The sequence below is a fragment of the Shewanella hafniensis genome (assembly GCF_019655335.1).
GTDB lineage: Bacteria > Pseudomonadota > Gammaproteobacteria > Enterobacterales > Shewanellaceae > Shewanella > Shewanella hafniensis.
Genome location: NZ_BPFD01000001.1, coordinates 140,875 through 157,929 on the forward strand (window position 1 = coordinate 140,875; position 17,055 = coordinate 157,929).

Below are 17,055 nucleotides of genomic sequence, written 5' to 3' on the forward strand. Positions count from 1 at the left end.
AATGCTTAACGAGAGCATAACGATGCTTAAAAATACGCTTGTGTCGCTTGTAACACCTTGAGCATATCCACAGTTTCAGCAACATCATGCACGCGAATGATATGAGCGCCCTTTTGGGCCGCTATCATTGCGCCAGCAAGGCTCCCAGCAAGACGCTCTGAGGTCGGTTTTGCTAAAAGGTTCCCTATCATGCTCTTACGGGACAATCCTATCAATAAGGGCAAATCAAACTTGGCAAAAGAGTCGAGTTTTGCAAGTAATTCATAGTTATGTTCTAAGCTTTTGCCAAAACCAAAGCCCGGATCGAGTATAAGTAATTCACGGGGGATCCCAGCTTGTAAACAAGCGTTAACCCGCTCGGTCAAAAAGGTAGACACTTCTTCAATAACATCATAATACGTCGGCGAAGACTGCATATTCTTCGGCTCGCCCTGCATATGCATTAAACAGATAGGAACGTGCAACTCCACGGCGGCTTGGAGCGCACCGGGTTCCATCAAAGCACGTACATCATTAATTAGGTGCGCACCCGCGGCAACGGCTTGACGCATGACTTCAGCTTTACTGGTATCGACAGAAATCCACACATCATGGTGCGCCGCCACATATTTTACTAACGGGATCACCCGCGCAAGTTCATCGGCTAAACTCACTTCGGCGGCGCCTGGCCTTGTCGACTCTCCACCAATGTCGATCATTCCCGCGCCTTGAGCCACCATATCATCGGCATGCTGACAGGCAAGTTCATAGGACGAATATTGACCACCATCGGAAAAGGAATCGGGAGTGACATTCAGAATACCCATCACAATGGGTGAAGATAACGCGAAGCGTTTAGTGCCAGCAATCAGTTCAAACACGCATTTACTCCAGTAATACGAACACTTACGATTTTACCTATAGGCATAACTTGCGTCATCAGTTTTAGCCTTCACTTTCTATCCAAGGTAATGATGTCAGAGGATAAATATCAGTAACGGCAAAGTGGATAAATGACAGCGCAGTCAAATTACTTACAAGGTAAAACAAGAAAACCCCTTTACGGGGTTTTCTTTTATTTCACAACAAATTACTTAGCAGGTGATTCATCAGGCTCTTTCAAGTCCGGTTCATCAGATGCATTAGTCACAGTATCTGCAGCTTTCTCAGCTGGCTCACCATGACCATTGCCTTTATCGTTAGAACCATTGTCATCAACTTGCCAATCGGCCGGTTGACGTACTTCACGACGCTTCATTAAATCATCAATTTGAAGTGAATCAATAGTTTCGTATTTCATTAAAGCTTCTTTCATCGAATGCAGAATATCGAGGTTATCGGTCAATATCTGTCTCGCTCTCGCGTAATTCTTGTCAATAAAGACTTTCACTTCAGCGTCAATGATAGTCGCAGTTTCATCGGACATGGCTTTGGCTTTACCCATGCTGCGACCTAAGAACACTTCACCGTCTTCTTCGGCATAGAGTAATGGACCTAGTTTGTCCGAGAAGCCCCATTGAGTCACCATGTTACGCGCAATAGATGTCGCGTATTTGATGTCCTGTGATGCGCCAGTCGACACTTTTTCGCTGCCGTAAATAAGCTCTTCAGCTAAACGACCACCGTAAGCAACCGAAATTTGGCTTTCTAGCTTACGACGGCTCTGGCTGACTGAGTCAGCTTCGGGTAAGAAGAAAGTCACGCCCAGCGCACGGCCGCGAGGAATGATAGTGACCTTGTGCACAGGATCGTGCTCAGGAACTAAACAACCCACAATCGCATGACCCGCTTCATGGTATGCAGTCATTTCTTTTTCGGCTTCAGACATCACCATAGAGCGGCGCTCAGCACCCATCATGATTTTATCTTTTGCACGCTCAAATTCTTCCATGCCTACAACTCGGCGATTTCCGCGAGCCGCAAACAGGGCAGCTTCGTTCACTAAGTTAGCTAAATCAGCACCCGAGAAACCTGGCGTACCACGAGCAATCACACTCGCCTTCACATCTTCAGAAAGCGGTACTTTACGCATATGCACTTTCAAAATCTGCTCACGACCACGCACGTCTGGTAAACCAACGACCACTTGACGGTCAAAACGACCCGGACGTAATAACGCAGAATCGAGTACGTCTGGACGGTTAGTTGCCGCGATAACAATAACGCCTTCATTACCTTCGAAGCCATCCATCTCAACCAGCATTTGGTTCAGTGTTTGCTCACGTTCATCATGACCACCACCTAAACCCGCACCGCGTTGACGACCGACCGCATCGATTTCATCGATGAATATGATGCAAGGTGCAGACTTTTTCGCTTGTTCAAACATGTCACGCACACGGGATGCACCGACACCAACAAACATTTCCACGAAATCAGAACCTGAAATAGTGAAGAAAGGCACTTTAGATTCACCCGCAATGGCTTTCGCCAGCAAGGTTTTACCTGTACCTGGAGGACCCACCATAAGTACGCCCGTTGGAATTCGGCCGCCCAATTTTTGGAATTTAGTTGGGTCACGCAGGTAATCAACCAGCTCTTTCACTTCTTCTTTTGCTTCATCACAACCAGCAACATCGGCAAAAGTAGTTTTAATCTGATCTTCGCTCATCAGCTTGGCTTTGCTCTTACCAAAGGACATAGCGCCTTTGCCACCGCCGCCTTGCATCTGGCGCATGAAGAAAATCCATACCCCGATAAGCAATAACATCGGGAACCAAGAGATGAAGATTTGGGTAAGGAACCCTGACTCTTCGGCTTCTTGGCCCTTCATAGTGATGCCTTTACGATCAAGATCATTAATTAAATCTTGGTCATATAACGGCATGATAGTAGTGAATTTTTCACCAGTTCGTTTAGCACCTTCAATAGTACGTTGGTCGCTCTTAACTTCAACAGTTGCGACCTGTCCATCACGGACATTATCTAAGAAGGTAGAATAATCCATCTTCTGCGATGACGAAGAAGAGGGGGAGTAACCCTGAAACACTGACATCAGCACAACGGCGATGACAACCCAGAGTATTAGATTTTTTGCCATGTCACTCAAATTACTAGACCTCATTAAGTCTTGCGATTATTAACGCTAGGTTACTACAACTTGTACCCAGTCGCCACAAGATAGACTTCACGGGAACGCGCCCGCGAAGAGTCCGGTTTACGTGTTTTAACTACTTTGAACGCCTCTTTTACCGCTTTCATGTATTCGTCAAAGCCCTCCCCCTGAAAGACTTTTACCGCAAAACAGCCGTTAGGTGCCAAAACTTGATGACACATATCTAACGCCAATTCCACTAAATACATGGCGCGCGGCTGGTCTACACCATCTGAACCACTCATGTTGGGCGCCATGTCAGACAACACAACGTCAACCTTAGCGTCACCGACTCGGGTAAGCAATGCTTGAAGGACTTTATCTTCACGAAAATCCCCTTGCAAAAAGTCTACCCCGACGATGGGATCCATAGGCAAAATGTCACAGGCGATGACCTTACCTTTTTCTCCGGCTAATTTAACCGCCACTTGAGACCAGCCTCCCGGCGCTGCCCCTAAGTCAACCACAGTCATACCGGAGCGGATAAGTTGATCCTTTTGCTGGATCTCCTCAAGCTTAAACGCAGCGCGAGATCGCAATCCCATTTTTTGTGCGAGTTTGACATAATGATCATCAAAGTGTTCTAGCATCCATCGATTGGAACTGGCCGTACGTTTTTTACCTGACATTTAAAATCCGCAACAATTGAGAGTTACACAAAGGCTATATAAGGGTAGAATAGCCGTTTTTCAACAGTAACTCAGCAAAAGTTGGTAGAAATGAACTTAACAACCAAACAAAAACAGCATTTAAAAGGTCTAGCGCATCCGCTAAAGCCAGTGGTGCTGCTTGGTGCCAATGGATTGACTGAAGGTGTACTCGCTGAAATTGAAAGCGCACTCGCTTATCATGAATTGATTAAAGTGAAAGTAGCCTCTGCCGACAGAGAGCTAAAAAATGCCATCGTTGATGCCATAGTACGTGAAACTCAATCCGCAAAAGTGCAACTTATTGGTCATATTCTGGTGATTTATCGTCAATCACCAGAAATGAAAATTGCTTTGCCAAAGGCAAAATAATTTTTCTTGATTTTTATTGTGTTAACAAAGAGGCCACTCAATTGAGTGGCCTCTTTGTTTTTGCTACGAATGAAAATAAAGCACTAAGGCGTATCAGAAATCACTTGTTCCTTATAATGCTCAGGCGTTAAACCTAAAAACTCAGGCAGTGAGGTGCCAACAGAAATCGATGAGAATGTACCGGTTAAAATACCGATAAACATCGCTATCGAGAATCCTTCCAGCGGCCCGCCGCCCATGATCCACAGCGCACCGACCGTCATTAAGGTTGTCCCTGACGTCACCATAGTACGGGAGAATGTCGCCGCAATCGCTTGGTTATTAATGTCTTGAATGGCAAGCTTTGGCTTAGCAATCAATAATTCACGGATACGGTCAGCAATGATAATCGAGTCATTTAACGAATAACCTAAAATCGCCAGCACAGCCGCCAGTACCGTTAAATTAAACTCCATCTGCGTTAGTGCAAAAAACGCCAGTACGAACACAACGTCGTGTACCAGCGCAAACAAAGCGCCCGATGCGAGTCGCCACTCGAAGCGATAACTTAAATAGCCTAAAATACACAGCATAGCGACTAACAGCGCTAACCCACCCTGCTCCGCCAGTTCTTGACCAATCTGCGGCCCAACAACGCTGCTGTTAAGGACTTGCACTTCAGAGTTAAGTGGCGCTAATGCCTGCTGAATATCGACATTGCTTTGCTCAGTATCAGCACTCTTTATATCACCATAGCGTAATACCCAACGCCCCGGCTCACTGGCCGAGATCACAGAGACTTCCTGCTGATAGGCAGCGTTGAGCAAAGGTTGTAACTCACTGCTGGTGATTTTTCTATCGAGCTGAACCTCAGTCACCACACCACCGGTAAAGTCTAATCCCCAGTTAAAACCCTTTACACCTATGATGGCTAATGACGTTATCATCAACAAAATTGAGATAGCACTGGAGACATAACGCCATTTTGTTAAATTGATATTTTTCATGGTTATACCCTCACATGACGACTAGCATCACGTCCGTAAACTAAGTTAATCAAGGCTCTTGAAGCAAAGATACCGGTAAACATGCTGGTCAACAGACCTAGACCTAAGGTCAAGGCGAAACCTTGTATTGGGCCATTACCGATGGAATACAGCACGACCGCCGTGATCATAGTGGTGAAGTTAGCGTCGAAAATGGTCGAAAACGCACTATCAAACCCCGTATCAATTGCCAGCGCAAAACTGCGTCCTTCTTTTAACTTATCTTTTATTCGCTCAAAAATCAGCACGTTGGTATCAACAGCCATACCGACTGTTAACACCAAGCCAGCAATACCGGGTAAGGTCAACACAGCACCAGGAATAAGCGCCAGTAGGCCGAACAAGATCACCATGTTCGAAATAAGCGCGATATTCGCCACCCAACCGAGACGACGATACCAAAGTGCCATAAACAACAAGGTAATACCCATACCTAGACCAAGCGCAGCAAAACCGTTTTCAATATTTTCAGCGCCTAACGTCGGGCCAATGGTACGCTCTTCCACAATCGTCACTGGCGCCGTCATAGAACCCGCTCTTAGTAACAGGGCTAATTGCTGCGCTTCTTGATAGGTGCCAGCGCCAGTGATGCGGAAGCGGTCTCCAAGCTGGGATTGAATGGTCGCGACGCTGATAATCTCTTGAGTTTGCTTAGCCTTACCTTGTTCATCACGGCTGTATTCGCTGTAAGACGTCGCCATAGGTTTGCCGATATTGGTTCGGGAGAACTCAGACATTTTCTGCCCGCCGACACGGTCGAGGTTAATGTTCACCTCGGCCATGCCCATCTCACCTAAACTCGCTCTGGCATCGACAATGTGATCGCCACCCAGTACTGGCGTGCGGCTCACATAAATAGGCTTACCCGACTTGTCGTTAAGCACCATGGCATTCACAGAACCTGACTCTTTCACCTCAAAGAAAGCCAGACTCGCTGTAGCACCAATGACGTTTTTCGCGGCTGCAGGATCTTGCACGCCAGGCAACTCAATCCGAATTCGATGATCGCCTTGGCGCTGTACTAAGGCTTCTGTGATGCCAAGTTCTTCAATACGACTGCGCATAACTTGCAAGTTTTGCTGCACAGTCAAATTACGCAGTTTAGTTTGTTCCTCTTGGCTCAACTTAATCTGTAAACCCGCGCCATCGGTATTGGATAATTGCCAATTTGGATAGGACTGTTTCATCATCTGACGCACGGCGGCGCGGGCGTCATTATCGGGCAGCGTCAGGTTTAACTGGTTAGTTTGATCCAAATAGACGCTGGCGCCACGGATCTTCTGCTCACGGATGAATTGGCGTAGCGAATCAACTAACGCCTCACCCTGAGTTTGATACACAGGATCAACATCCACATCGAGTAGAAACTGCACCCCACCACGTAAGTCGAGCCCTAGTTTAATCGGCTGAAAACCTAAGTTTTGCAACCAACTCGGCGCGGCACTGGCAAGGGATAAGGTCAACTCTTTGGGCTCTGTCACCATAGAAGAAACCAAGGTTTTGACTAAGGTTTGTTGGTTATCCGCATCGAGGACAATCAGGGTTTCGCCATTCTTTTGGTCGATGCGTTTTACCGTCACGCCTTCAGCTTGCAGCTTATCTCTAAGGGCTACGGGCGTAAGTGTTAACCCCGCCTTCGCGCCCACTTGCACCGCGGCATCCTCACCATAAAATGTTGGCAAGGCACTGAATAACATCACTATGATGGTGACGATAAGGACTATATATTTCCAAGCTGAATAGTGATTTAGCAGCCGTTTATTGGGTTTTCTTTCCATGGGATTAACTCGCTATTTATCACCTAACTTTTAAGTCAAAAGCTAAGCGAACATATTGATATCACTCCGAAACCTATCATTGAGCACCAGCAAATCTAGCCAGTTAGACTCAAGTCATCACAGCGAATGTAGCCGCGATAGAGATGGTTTCGGTGAGAACAAAAATGCAATGGCATGCAAGTTCAACGGGAGCAGACTCCAGTAGATAGCACACCTAAATAGGTGAGTTAAGCGGCTTGCTGACTAAATCGATATTGAAGATTTGAGACTTTCCACCCGGAAATTCGGGCTGGGGAAGATACAGCTGAAAGCGTCCAGTCGGATGTGATATCCAGAACGGTAGGTTCAACGACATCGGGTGTCGGTTCGGCAGTAAAGTCTACCGCGAGTACATAAATCGGTTTCACCTCACGCACATCGTGTTGGGCAAGACTAATAAAACGCGGCGAATTGATTGGGGCAAAATTTAAGTCGTCCGAATGACTCATGTAATCTGAGCTTGGACAAGGTGTTGGCTGGGATGCTGACTCTGAACTGGCACCATGGACATCATGGCTACTCAACGAGCCGCAGCTTTCAACGGTTTGGGCATCAGAATGTGAATGCGATTGAGCAATAGCATCGGGCAAACTTTGAGATTCAGCGCTTGGCTCTGCATCGGGAGTTGAACTATCAGGACTCACAGTGTTCATCTGGGCCGTTTGTTTTAGAGCCGCTTTATTAAGATTTGTATGTGTCTGAATATAATGATGACTTGTATCACTGCGTTGTACTGAGGTTTTTGGCGTATAGCTAGCCGAGTGCGCAATCAGCATGATCGCCACGCAAACTAACATCAATCCCGTACGCCAGTGTTTTACCAAAGCGTGCCCTCTTATTAAAACGAAAAATAACCCCATTCATGCTTAGCATTTGCTAGTTAACGTTAGGGTTTAAAATAAAACTCGTGCTAAATCAAACAACACTGAGTAATTACTGGTTAAGCTTGCTGATGAAGCTAGATTTGCAGCTTAAGTAAAAGTGCAGCAAGAGACAAATTAATCTTTATCCATCTTTCGAGTTCCCCTCTGAAACGCGGTCTCTATCCATAGCTAAATCTTAAATCCATAGCTACATCTTAAATTCACAGCTACATCTTAAATTCACATGCAAAACTCAATCTCTAAACATGCATGCCAACTGGATTTACAGATAACAAAAAACCGCCCTAGGGCGGTTTTAGAACCAGCACAAATCATACTCTCGGCACGACTTAGCAGACTCTATAGCTAAATCGATTCGCTGATTATAAATACTGTACTGAGATGATTTCGTAATCTGTCATGCCACCAGGTGTGGTAATCGACACTTCATCACCTTCATTTTTACCCACTAAGCCACGTGCTATCGGTGAGTTAACTGAAATCAGGTTTTCTTTAATATTCGCTTCATCATCGCCGACTATGCGATAAGTCACTTCAACGTCAGTATCGAGATTCAAAATAGTTACAGTGGCGCCAAAAATGATACGACCGTTGTTCACCATCTTAGTGACATCGATAATTTGCGCGTTAGATAACTTACCCTCAATATCACGGATACGTGCTTCACAAATACCTTGTTCCTCACGAGCCGCATGGTATTCCGCGTTTTCTTTCAGGTCGCCTAACTCTCTCGCTGAAGCAATGGCTTCAGTGATCTTAGGGCGACGGTCAAACTTGAGAATATCTAACTCTTTACGCAGCTGCTCTGCACCGACAACTGTCATAGGAACCTTAGTCATAACTTCTTTCGTCTCCTTTAAAACAAAAGCAACCCGTGCCAACGCTAAGGTCAACACAGTCAAATGAGGGTGGAATTGCGCTATTCTAATCGTTATGCGCCTTTGATGCATCAAGAACAATGCATTGACGCAGCTTACCCAACCTTAAGCGGAGTTACCAGCAATGAAATCTAAATCCGCGAGCCAGATAGGATCATTGTGGTGACATTGATAAAAAGCCGTATAGATAAAGGGAGGCTGAATACAAAAATGCCCACTCGACGTTGCGGCTGTGGGCATTTAACTATGAAGGCTAACTCATTAATAACACTCAATCATTCATCACACTCAGTCATTTATAACGCTTAGTCACTTAAGCGGAAAATGAATCCTATTCAAGCCCAGCTTCAAACGTAAGGAAAATCTCACTTACGGTTTTATCGGCAAGGGAAGTGTCTGAGTTTGGACGTTCAATCGATGCATGTAAAAGATAACGTCCCGCCGCTGGCAAGGTCATGGCTACTTTACCGTCTTTATCTGAGGTCAAGGCGATTTCTTCAGGCTTGTTTCGGTATAGGCTGCCGTCTTTCATAATCGCAACACTCACACCTGCAACGGGTTTACCATCATAAACAAACTGCAATGTGGCGGGTTCGTTTTCAACGATATCCGCAGGATGGGTCACAGGGACTAATTCCAAGTACTCGCCCTTAGGAGCCAAAACCTTATCCGTCGGCTTATTTCGGGTTACGTAGGTTTCCACCCGCGACACATTTAAAGAACCTTCTAATTCAGAGGCGCCCTTTGGCATGACAGCGGCGGTCGCTTTTTTATCTAAACGACTGCGGACAAAGCCTTCTTTGCCTTTCACTTTATAGCGGGAGAAATAACGCGGCGTGACTTCTTTCTCGAACTTATAGGTGCCATCTTGCAGCAATTGCACGTCAAATACCGACTTACGGCCGCCGGTATAACTTGAGCTTGGAGAGCTTGACTCACCATTGGGCAATAACACACGTACATCACTGGCACTGAAAGGTTTATCCATCATAAACACTTGATTACTAGCAGACACATCTGAAGTGATCCACACGGCCTCTTGGCTTTCGGCCGAAACGTTAAAGTGGCTAGGTAAGATCCATCTGTCGTGGCTGCTTGCCAACGGGCTAATACAAAGTGTGCTAAGTAATGCAATAAGACGTAATTTCATGCCTTTTCCTTAAGTTTAACGAGTAATGTACGGGCAATATGTTCATTTGAAGGCTCTGCGAGCCATGCCGCTTAAGCGTATGTCGATAACACCAGTTTCAGTGGTGGCGGGTAACTGCACAGAGAAGTCCCCCGTGGTTAAATCGATATTTTGTCGCACGAGATCGCGACCACCATGCTCACGCACCACTTCAATAAACACAGTATAACGAGCGGGCTCAAGTGCTTTACCCGCCTCATCTTTTAAATCCCAATCGATTTTGTAATGACCCGCAGGGCGTGTGGCAGATGCAATACCATCAACAAAACTCATATCGTCACGACCTGCTTTACGCCACCAACGGCGGATGTCTTTAAGCCATTTATGGCCTTCATCCCAAACCCAAAGGCTTAAGGTTTTTACCGGTTGTCCTTGGGCATCCTCAACCCATACCGCCACATAAGGTCTGTGATATTGGCCTTCGGTAATTTCCGGCAAGGTTAAATCGACAGTCATTTGTGGCGCAGCAAACGCAGCAGAACTCATAAACAAAGCACTCACCGCAACAGTACGAATAAGATGACGCATACTCGGTCTACACTCCTTAGGGAACGAAATAAACATACACAAGTCCGCAACTACCGCTGACGAGTACCATGTATAACAATGACTTTTTGAGGCGCTTGGTTTGAGGCAATAATAAGTAAGCCCCAGTAAGCGAAAATAAAATAATCAGTATGGCGCTAAGGTCGAGTATCCAAGCCCAAGCAATGCCTGTGTTGCGGCCCTTATGCAAATCATTCACTACGGCTACGACACCATAATCTAAGGTTTCGACATAGGCTTGGCCGTCGAGTAAGTCCAACGTCAGGCTACGGTAAGTTCCGGGCCCTTTGCTGACTAAGCTAATTTCATCTTCATCTATATCGGCAGTGGCCATATCCATAGCCCATTCACTTTTCAGCCAATGGCCCGTTGCCAAACGCCACTGCGCATCTTGAGTATCGACGGGTAATAAATAGGCAGGAATGGGCACTTGCTCCCGTTTAGGTTCCTGATCTGTTTGAGAAAACCAATTAGGGTGATTTAACGTTATGCCTGTCACCGCAAAAAACAGCATCAGCAGCAACAAGGCCATAGATACATATACATGGATAATTCGAGCAAAGGACAAAGACGACTTACTGACTCTTAATTTCAATGGTGCACTCTCAAAAGCAACCCGAAGAGAAATGCCTCCAGAATCGGCTTTCCCTATGCAGCCTAAAACTGAAATGAGCTGCATTAAACTAATTTAATGTGCGAGATTAAATGAGATCGATTATCAAATAGAACAAAGTTTACAAACTTTACATATTCAATACTGAAAAAGAAGCTGAAATATAGGATTGAAGAATAAGACTGAAAAAATAAACCGCTTACAGGCAAATCTGCATTTAACACTCAAAAGCCATTATCTTTGATTAAATTAGCAGCAAGTTATTTACGGTATCATCTGTAAATATTCATTAGATTCATAGAGATAAAATCCAACATTCACGCTAACTTTTTGGCATAAAATTTACTTTACGCCCCCACTCGTTTACCTCATGCCAATCGGCTACAATCCGCCGCCGGCGACTTGCTGGTACTCCCAAGGAAATATTATCTTGAGTACATCTCTGCTCAAAAAAATGCGCTGCCTGCATATTCTGTGGCTCGCGTTAATGCTCAACGCCTGTGTTGCTCCACTCTTATTAATGTCACCCCAAGGTCAACTAATGTGGGCCTTGCTCAAGCCCCTTGTCGGTTTAGATCCAAATGATGTCGGCTTATTCGAACAGCCACTCATTAAGAACCGTATGCAGGAATTGTTGGGTAAAAATTACGATACTACCCTGTCGCTGCTCAAAACGGCCGACAAGATCCAGCAGGAAGGTCCACTCATCTATTTAGTGTCAACTTATACTCCTGTACCTGAGATGGCAGAAAAAGCGGGGCTAGTTTGGAACTCTGACACCAACCAAATGGCAGTCATGCTAATGAAAGGCGGCGCGCCCTCAGTGTTTTCTGAGCAATTTAGTAATCAAGCGCAAAAGCTGGTCCCAAGTTGGCCGAAGGAATTAGCCGACTATACCGATCCGCAGAAGTTACAACAAAAAGCCTTAGATGCGGGCGCGAACCAAGTGCAGCAACAGTTAGCAGTGCCTAATGCCGTCAAAGCGGTTGCCAAGGGTGAAGTTAACGCGGTTCAAAGTGCTGTCACTGAGCATGCTGTATTGCCAGCAACGCTCACTGAAGCGGCAGCAAAAGTGGCCACATCTGCAATGCCAGCAGTTCCAGCGGAAATAAAATCGCTGCCTGTCGTGCCAGAAGTCAAAAAGCAATAACACAGATCACCACAGTGCCTAATCAACTGGCACTGTGGTATTCACTGTCGTCTTGTAAAGTGCCAATTCCCCAGTTCGACATTCTGATCCAAGCCCAGCTTCTTATGCCTGCTATTATGCTGGTGCTTATGTTGGCTCTTATGCTCACTCAAAGATTAGTTGTGCTTGCTAACTCTAAGCTTCACTCCACTCTCTGAATCCCAGAACTAAACAGATAAGGCTTATTCAGCTTGCTGACGACTTAAAATCCAATACATCATTATTGAGTTACCCAACCTATAAACGGCTTGATAAAAACAAACGACAGAAATTCAAACCAGCTATAGCAAGGACATTGATAGAAAAGGGAAAAGGGAAATGCTAAACGAAGAAAGCGAAAGAAACCAAACTGCGAATAATGCGAAAGCAGATAGAGAGTGAAATCGAATAGTAAGGATATAGTGAAAAGCCAGAAAGCCAGAAAGCCTGAAAGCAAAAAGCCTGTCCGAAGACAGGCTTTTTAACTTTTGGCTGGGGTACAAGGATTCGAACCTTGGAATGCCGAGATCAAAACCCGGTGCCTTACCACTTGGCGATACCCCAATAAACTGTGTTTAATCTTCTTTCTGAAGATTGCATTTTGATGGTACGGGAAGAGAGACTTGAACTCTCACACCTCGCGGCACCAGAACCTAAATCTGGCGTGTCTACCAATTTCACCATTCCCGCATCAAAATGTACCAAAATTGTTTGTTCAACAGCTTTGGATTTTTCTCTGATAAATCACTTTAACAGAGTTAAATATGGTAGCAATGGCGGGACTTGAACCTGCGACCCCAGCATTATGAGTGCTGTGCTCTAACCAGCTGAGCTACATTGCCATGGCTGGGGTACAAGGATTCGAACCTTGGAATGCCGAGATCAAAACCCGGTGCCTTACCACTTGGCGATACCCCAATCAACTTGGAAACTGAGAAAATGGCTGGGGTACAAGGATTCGAACCTTGGAATGCCGAGATCAAAACCCGGTGCCTTACCACTTGGCGATACCCCAACTAACTCTGTTTCAAACATCCGCTATCGCCGATGTTTCTAAAAATGGTACGGGAAGAGAGACTTGAACTCTCACACCTTGCGGCACCAGAACCTAAATCTGGCGTGTCTACCAATTTCACCATTCCCGCACAGCTTCGTGTTTACATCTTGAAGAGATGCTAGCAATCAATGCTAGAGTAAAATCGCCGTCTATTTTATATAAGAATATGCTTCTTAAATAAAATGGTAGCAATGGCGGGACTTGAACCTGCGACCCCAGCATTATGAGTGCTGTGCTCTAACCAGCTGAGCTACATTGCCACTTCGATATTACGCGCCCCTCTCAGCGAGGAACGGGGCGTATTATGCTTATTCGAGGTATCGAGGTCAACAGCTTTTTTTCGCTATTTCCCTTAGGTTAAGCTGTTCGGCTATTACTTCACCAAACTGAGCAACAGATGTGCTAAATAACACACTGTTACTCGTACTTAGCTTAATTTATCAAGGTTTAGGGCTTGTCTAATCCTAGTTATACGTTAAACAAGAAATGCATCACATCGCCATCTTTAACGATATAGGTTTTGCCTTCCACACGTAACTTACCGGCTTCTTTCGCGCCCGCTTCACCTTTGTGAGCGATAAAGTCATCAAATGCCATCACTTGAGCACGGATAAAACCACGTTCAAAATCGGTGTGGATCACGCCTGCCGCTTGCGGAGCACTCGCACCGACTGGCACAGTCCAAGCACGCACTTCTTTCACGCCTGCGGTGAAATAGGTTTGCAAATTCAGTAATTGATAACCAGCACGGATAACGCGATCTAAACCAGGCTCTTCGATACCCAGATCAGCCATAAACTCATCGCGATCTGAGATGTCCATTTCAGCTAATTCAGATTCAATCGCGGCGCACACAGCAACAACGATAGCGTTTTCTGTTGCAGCAATAGCGCGAACAGCGTCTAAGTGTGGGTTATTCTCAAAACCATCTTCCGCCACGTTAGCAATATACATGGTCGGCTTTAAGGTTAAGAAGTTAAGGTAAGCAACGGCTTCCAGTTCTTCTTTAGATAATTCCATTGAACGCAGCATTTTCGCTTCGTCTAAAATTGGACGCATTTTTTCTAATACTTCCACTTCAAACTTAGCGTCTTTATCACCGCCTTTAGCACGTTTTTGCTGGCGTTGAACCGCGCGTTCTAAGCTGTCTAAGTCCGCTAAGGCTAATTCAGTGTTAATCACTTCGATATCGCCAGCGGGATCAACCTTGTTAGCAACGTGAACAATATTGTCATCATCGAAACAGCGTACTACGTGACCAATGGCATCGGTTTCACGGATGTTAGCAAGGAACTTGTTACCTAAACCTTCGCCTTTAGATGCACCAGCCACAAGACCCGCGATATCCACGAATTCCATCGTGGTCGGTAATATACGTTGTGGATTCACAATCGCAGCTAACGCATCCAGACGTGGATCCGGCACAGGTACAACACCCGTGTTAGGTTCAATGGTACAAAACGGGAAGTTAGCCGCTTCGATGCCAGCCTTAGTTAACGCATTGAAAAGCGTTGATTTACCAACGTTAGGAAGACCAACAATGCCGCATTTAAAACCCATATGCTTACCTTTCTCTCGATTATTGGCTAACGAGTCACACTCATCAGCGAGGTTTAGTCGTCCTGCCCTATGGCAGCACATTACTGAATAATTAAATCACTTTATACTTGGGTCTCGCCAAAGCAAAACCTACTCCGCTTTAAAGGAGTGTAATCTGTTCATGGCTTTCACCATGTCTTGCTTAAACAAAATCTCGGTACAACGCACAGCTTCATCTATCGCCGCATCAATAAGCTCTTGCTCTTTGGCAGGTGCTTTGCCTAGTACGTAACCACTGACTTGGTTCTTATCGCCGGGATGACCGATACCTAAGCGTAAACGGTAGAAATTTTTATCGTTAGCCAGTTTAGCAATAATATCTTTCAAACCATTGTGGCCGCCATGACCGCCACCGAGCTTGAACTTAGCTACACCGGGCGGCAGATCGAGTTCATCGTGAGCAACCAGAATCTCTTCCGGCGTGATACGAAAAAAATTTGCCAAAGCACCCACCGCTTTACCGCTTAAATTCATATAAGTGGTTGGGATCAATAAGCGGACATCTTTACCGTGCAATACGGCTCTGGCGGTCAAACCAAAATACTTACTGTCGGCCACTAAAGTCACACCGCAAATTCGTGCCAGCTCTAGAACGTACCAAGCCCCCGCATTATGGCGAGTGTGTGCATATTCAGCACCTGGATTAGCCAGACCAACTATTAATTTTATTTCGCTCATGACACTCAATATCGTTATTTCGTCGATGGCAGCCGTGCAAAAGCGTCGACTGAACTGACCATAGCTACTAAAAACGCGGCATTTTAGCACTCAAAGCCCAAGTCAACAAATGCCACGTCATCCCACTCAGCCAGAACGCAAAACAACGCAGGATTAATTAAGCCCCATAGCATATTTTAAGACGGTCTTTTTGATCGGAGAATTGATGTTTGCCAACTTTAACGCGCCATTACGCAGCAGCTTAAGCGGCAAGATATCGTTGCTAAAACCGGCGTAAAACACATCCATCGCCGTCATCATCAGCTGGTTATCGCGATAACGTTTGCGCTGATATTGGGCCAGCACTTCATTCGACCACCAGATATTATCTTGGGTTAATGCATCCTTGATGACCGCCAAAAATGCTTCGACATCCTTAAACCCAAGGTTCACCCCTTGACCGGCGAGCGGATTGATAGTGTGGGCGGCATCCCCTAAAATCACCACGTTCTGACTATAGTAGCGCTGCGCATGGCGACGAGTCAGACCAAAACTGCCTTTATTCTCAACGGTAAAATCGGCATCTAGGCGCGCAGGGAAATGCAAACGTATCTGCTCTGCGAGCTGTTTATTATTCAGCTGCATTAACTGTTTTATTCGATTGGCATCGTCGTACCACACTAGCGAAGCGTTATTACCGGGCAGAGGTAACAAAGAGCGCGGTCCTTTAGGTGTAAACTGCTGCCATGTGACATCTTGCTGGCCCTGTGCGGTGCGGATATTGATCAGCATTGCCGATTGAGCGTAATCCCAACCCGATATACCAATCCCCGCCCATTGGCGCACCTGCGAGTGCGCACCATCGGCACCGACCAATAACTTAGCGTTAAGTTTATGATTCGATTGTAAGTGCACACTTACACTGTCGTTCTCACGGGCAAATGCCGCCACTTTATCGGGACAATATAAAGTGATGCCGGCCAATTGCGCCATCTGTTGCCACAGGGCAAGTTGGATTAATCGGTTTTCAACTATATGGCCTAAATGGCTGGCGCCAATTTGTGAACTGTGGAATTGAGTGATACAGCCATCGAGCTCCCAGGTTTCTAAACCAAGGTAAGGCACATTGCGCATTTTCAGCAGTGAGTCCAAGGCGCCAAGACGCTCAAGCAAACTTTCAGAAGCCACACTGATGGCCGAGACTCGCACATCTAACGGCTGCTCGGCTTGATAAGCCTCTGGCGCAAAGGATTCAATCACCGCCACTTTTAAACCTTGCTGAGCTAATCCAATTGCTGTCGCCGCACCGACCATACCGCCGCCGACAAGAATGACATCGAACTCAGTGCCTGCAGCATGATTGCATTCAACACGAGTGACGTCTAAATGAGTCACGTCAGAATGAGTTGTATCGGATGTCATCAGTGCACTTGTTTCATCAATTTGGCTCATCTTACTTACCACCTTAGTTACCACCTTTATTGCCTTGTTTATTAATGCCCAAACGACGTCTTTACACTATCTATGCGC

General features: G+C 45.8%; 15 protein-coding genes and 7 tRNA genes. 2 read left to right on the forward strand and 20 right to left on the reverse strand.

Annotated features, from left to right (window positions below):
* Positions 1–26: 26 nt before the first annotated feature.
* From folP to rlmE, 3 genes are all read right to left on the reverse strand, one after another.
* Positions 27–860, reverse strand: a complete 834-nt coding sequence (gene folP / locus K5Q99_RS00625; RefSeq protein WP_106651351.1) for a dihydropteroate synthase — start codon at positions 858–860, stop codon at positions 27–29.
* A gap of 209 nt (positions 861–1,069) precedes the next feature.
* Positions 1,070–3,043, reverse strand: a complete 1,974-nt coding sequence (gene ftsH / locus K5Q99_RS00630; RefSeq protein WP_220775724.1) for an ATP-dependent zinc metalloprotease FtsH — start codon at positions 3,041–3,043, stop codon at positions 1,070–1,072.
* A gap of 29 nt (positions 3,044–3,072) precedes the next feature.
* Positions 3,073–3,702 carry a 23S rRNA (uridine(2552)-2'-O)-methyltransferase RlmE gene (gene rlmE, locus K5Q99_RS00635; RefSeq protein ID WP_106651353.1) on the reverse strand — a complete coding sequence of 210 codons (630 nt, stop codon included), beginning with the start codon at positions 3,700–3,702 and terminating at the stop codon, positions 3,073–3,075.
* Positions 3,703–3,792: 90 nt separating this feature from the next.
* On the opposite strand from rlmE, the gene yhbY reads away from it, so the two are divergent.
* Positions 3,793–4,092, forward strand: a complete 300-nt coding sequence (yhbY, locus tag K5Q99_RS00640; RefSeq protein WP_006082725.1) for a ribosome assembly RNA-binding protein YhbY — start codon at positions 3,793–3,795, stop codon at positions 4,090–4,092.
* Between the two features lie 83 nt (positions 4,093–4,175).
* Here the strand turns inward: yhbY and secF are convergent, their stop codons facing one another.
* From secF to K5Q99_RS00675, 7 genes are all read right to left on the reverse strand, one after another.
* Positions 4,176–5,078 carry a protein translocase subunit SecF gene (secF, locus tag K5Q99_RS00645; RefSeq protein ID WP_220775725.1) on the reverse strand — a complete coding sequence of 301 codons (903 nt, stop codon included), beginning with the start codon at positions 5,076–5,078 and terminating at the stop codon, positions 4,176–4,178.
* Between the two features lie 2 nt (positions 5,079–5,080).
* Positions 5,081–6,895: a protein translocase subunit SecD gene (gene secD, locus K5Q99_RS00650; RefSeq protein ID WP_107403985.1), complete on the reverse strand. Its 1,815-nt coding sequence runs from the start codon at positions 6,893–6,895 to the stop codon at positions 5,081–5,083.
* Between the two features lie 227 nt (positions 6,896–7,122).
* A complete protein-coding gene (locus K5Q99_RS00655) occupies positions 7,123–7,731 on the reverse strand; it encodes a hypothetical protein (RefSeq protein ID WP_220775746.1) in 609 nt (202 codons plus the stop codon).
* Positions 7,732–8,180: 449 nt separating this feature from the next.
* The gene (greA, locus tag K5Q99_RS00660; RefSeq protein WP_028761461.1) at positions 8,181–8,657 is read right to left on the reverse strand and encodes a transcription elongation factor GreA; all 477 of its coding nucleotides are present in this window, start codon (positions 8,655–8,657) and stop codon (positions 8,181–8,183) included.
* Positions 8,658–9,027: 370 nt separating this feature from the next.
* A complete protein-coding gene (locus K5Q99_RS00665; protein WP_220775726.1) occupies positions 9,028–9,846 on the reverse strand; it encodes a DUF4198 domain-containing protein in 819 nt (272 codons plus the stop codon).
* Between the two features lie 42 nt (positions 9,847–9,888).
* Positions 9,889–10,413, reverse strand: a complete 525-nt coding sequence (locus tag K5Q99_RS00670) for a DUF2271 domain-containing protein (protein WP_220775727.1) — start codon at positions 10,411–10,413, stop codon at positions 9,889–9,891.
* A 16-nt stretch (positions 10,414–10,429) separates the two neighbouring features.
* Positions 10,430–11,026: a PepSY-associated TM helix domain-containing protein gene (locus K5Q99_RS00675; protein ID WP_220590925.1), complete on the reverse strand. Its 597-nt coding sequence runs from the start codon at positions 11,024–11,026 to the stop codon at positions 10,430–10,432.
* 472 nt (positions 11,027–11,498) lie between these two features.
* On the opposite strand from K5Q99_RS00675, the gene K5Q99_RS00680 reads away from it, so the two are divergent.
* Positions 11,499–12,194 carry an Ivy family c-type lysozyme inhibitor gene (locus K5Q99_RS00680; protein WP_220775747.1) on the forward strand — a complete coding sequence of 232 codons (696 nt, stop codon included), beginning with the start codon at positions 11,499–11,501 and terminating at the stop codon, positions 12,192–12,194.
* Positions 12,195–12,701: 507 nt separating this feature from the next.
* On the opposite strand, the gene K5Q99_RS00685 is transcribed toward K5Q99_RS00680, so the two are convergent.
* The 10 genes from K5Q99_RS00685 to K5Q99_RS00730 form a co-directional block, all read right to left on the reverse strand.
* Positions 12,702–12,776: transfer RNA gene (locus K5Q99_RS00685), tRNA-Gln, on the reverse strand.
* A gap of 41 nt (positions 12,777–12,817) precedes the next feature.
* Positions 12,818–12,902: transfer RNA gene (locus tag K5Q99_RS00690), tRNA-Leu, on the reverse strand.
* A 75-nt stretch (positions 12,903–12,977) separates the two neighbouring features.
* Positions 12,978–13,054: transfer RNA gene (locus K5Q99_RS00695), tRNA-Met, on the reverse strand.
* Between the two features lies 1 nt (position 13,055).
* Positions 13,056–13,130, reverse strand: a tRNA-Gln gene (locus tag K5Q99_RS00700).
* A 22-nt stretch (positions 13,131–13,152) separates the two neighbouring features.
* Positions 13,153–13,227 (reverse strand) — tRNA-Gln (locus K5Q99_RS00705).
* Between the two features lie 45 nt (positions 13,228–13,272).
* Positions 13,273–13,357: transfer RNA gene (locus K5Q99_RS00710), tRNA-Leu, on the reverse strand.
* A 95-nt stretch (positions 13,358–13,452) separates the two neighbouring features.
* Positions 13,453–13,529: transfer RNA gene (locus K5Q99_RS00715), tRNA-Met, on the reverse strand.
* Positions 13,530–13,737: 208 nt separating this feature from the next.
* On the reverse strand, positions 13,738–14,829 hold the full coding sequence (ychF, locus tag K5Q99_RS00720; RefSeq protein WP_106651360.1) for a redox-regulated ATPase YchF: 1,092 nt from the start codon (positions 14,827–14,829) through the stop codon (positions 13,738–13,740).
* A 129-nt stretch (positions 14,830–14,958) separates the two neighbouring features.
* Positions 14,959–15,546: an aminoacyl-tRNA hydrolase gene (pth, locus tag K5Q99_RS00725; RefSeq protein WP_106651361.1), complete on the reverse strand. Its 588-nt coding sequence runs from the start codon at positions 15,544–15,546 to the stop codon at positions 14,959–14,961.
* A 153-nt stretch (positions 15,547–15,699) separates the two neighbouring features.
* Positions 15,700–16,977 carry an FAD-dependent monooxygenase gene (locus tag K5Q99_RS00730; protein WP_220775728.1) on the reverse strand — a complete coding sequence of 426 codons (1,278 nt, stop codon included), beginning with the start codon at positions 16,975–16,977 and terminating at the stop codon, positions 15,700–15,702.
* Between the last annotated feature and the right edge of the window lie 78 nt (positions 16,978–17,055).

Coding starts and splice junctions, on each gene's coding strand:
- ftsH (WP_220775724.1), bottom strand. CDS start 3,043: ATGAGGTCTAGTAATTTGAGTGACATGGCAAAAAATCTAATACTCTGG.
- rlmE (WP_106651353.1), bottom strand. CDS start 3,702: ATGTCAGGTAAAAAACGTACGGCCAGTTCCAATCGATGGATGCTAGAA.
- yhbY (WP_006082725.1), top strand. CDS start 3,793: ATGAACTTAACAACCAAACAAAAACAGCATTTAAAAGGTCTAGCGCAT.
- secF (WP_220775725.1), bottom strand. CDS start 5,078: ATGAAAAATATCAATTTAACAAAATGGCGTTATGTCTCCAGTGCTATC.
- secD (WP_107403985.1), bottom strand. CDS start 6,895: ATGGAAAGAAAACCCAATAAACGGCTGCTAAATCACTATTCAGCTTGG.
- K5Q99_RS00655 (WP_220775746.1), bottom strand. CDS start 7,731: ATGTTAGTTTGCGTGGCGATCATGCTGATTGCGCACTCGGCTAGCTAT.
- greA (WP_028761461.1), bottom strand. CDS start 8,657: ATGACTAAGGTTCCTATGACAGTTGTCGGTGCAGAGCAGCTGCGTAAA.
- K5Q99_RS00665 (WP_220775726.1), bottom strand. CDS start 9,846: ATGAAATTACGTCTTATTGCATTACTTAGCACACTTTGTATTAGCCCG.
- K5Q99_RS00670 (WP_220775727.1), bottom strand. CDS start 10,413: ATGCGTCATCTTATTCGTACTGTTGCGGTGAGTGCTTTGTTTATGAGT.
- K5Q99_RS00680 (WP_220775747.1), top strand. CDS start 11,499: ATGCGCTGCCTGCATATTCTGTGGCTCGCGTTAATGCTCAACGCCTGT.
- ychF (WP_106651360.1), bottom strand. CDS start 14,829: ATGGGTTTTAAATGCGGCATTGTTGGTCTTCCTAACGTTGGTAAATCA.
- pth (WP_106651361.1), bottom strand. CDS start 15,546: ATGAGCGAAATAAAATTAATAGTTGGTCTGGCTAATCCAGGTGCTGAA.
- K5Q99_RS00730 (WP_220775728.1), bottom strand. CDS start 16,977: ATGAGCCAAATTGATGAAACAAGTGCACTGATGACATCCGATACAACT.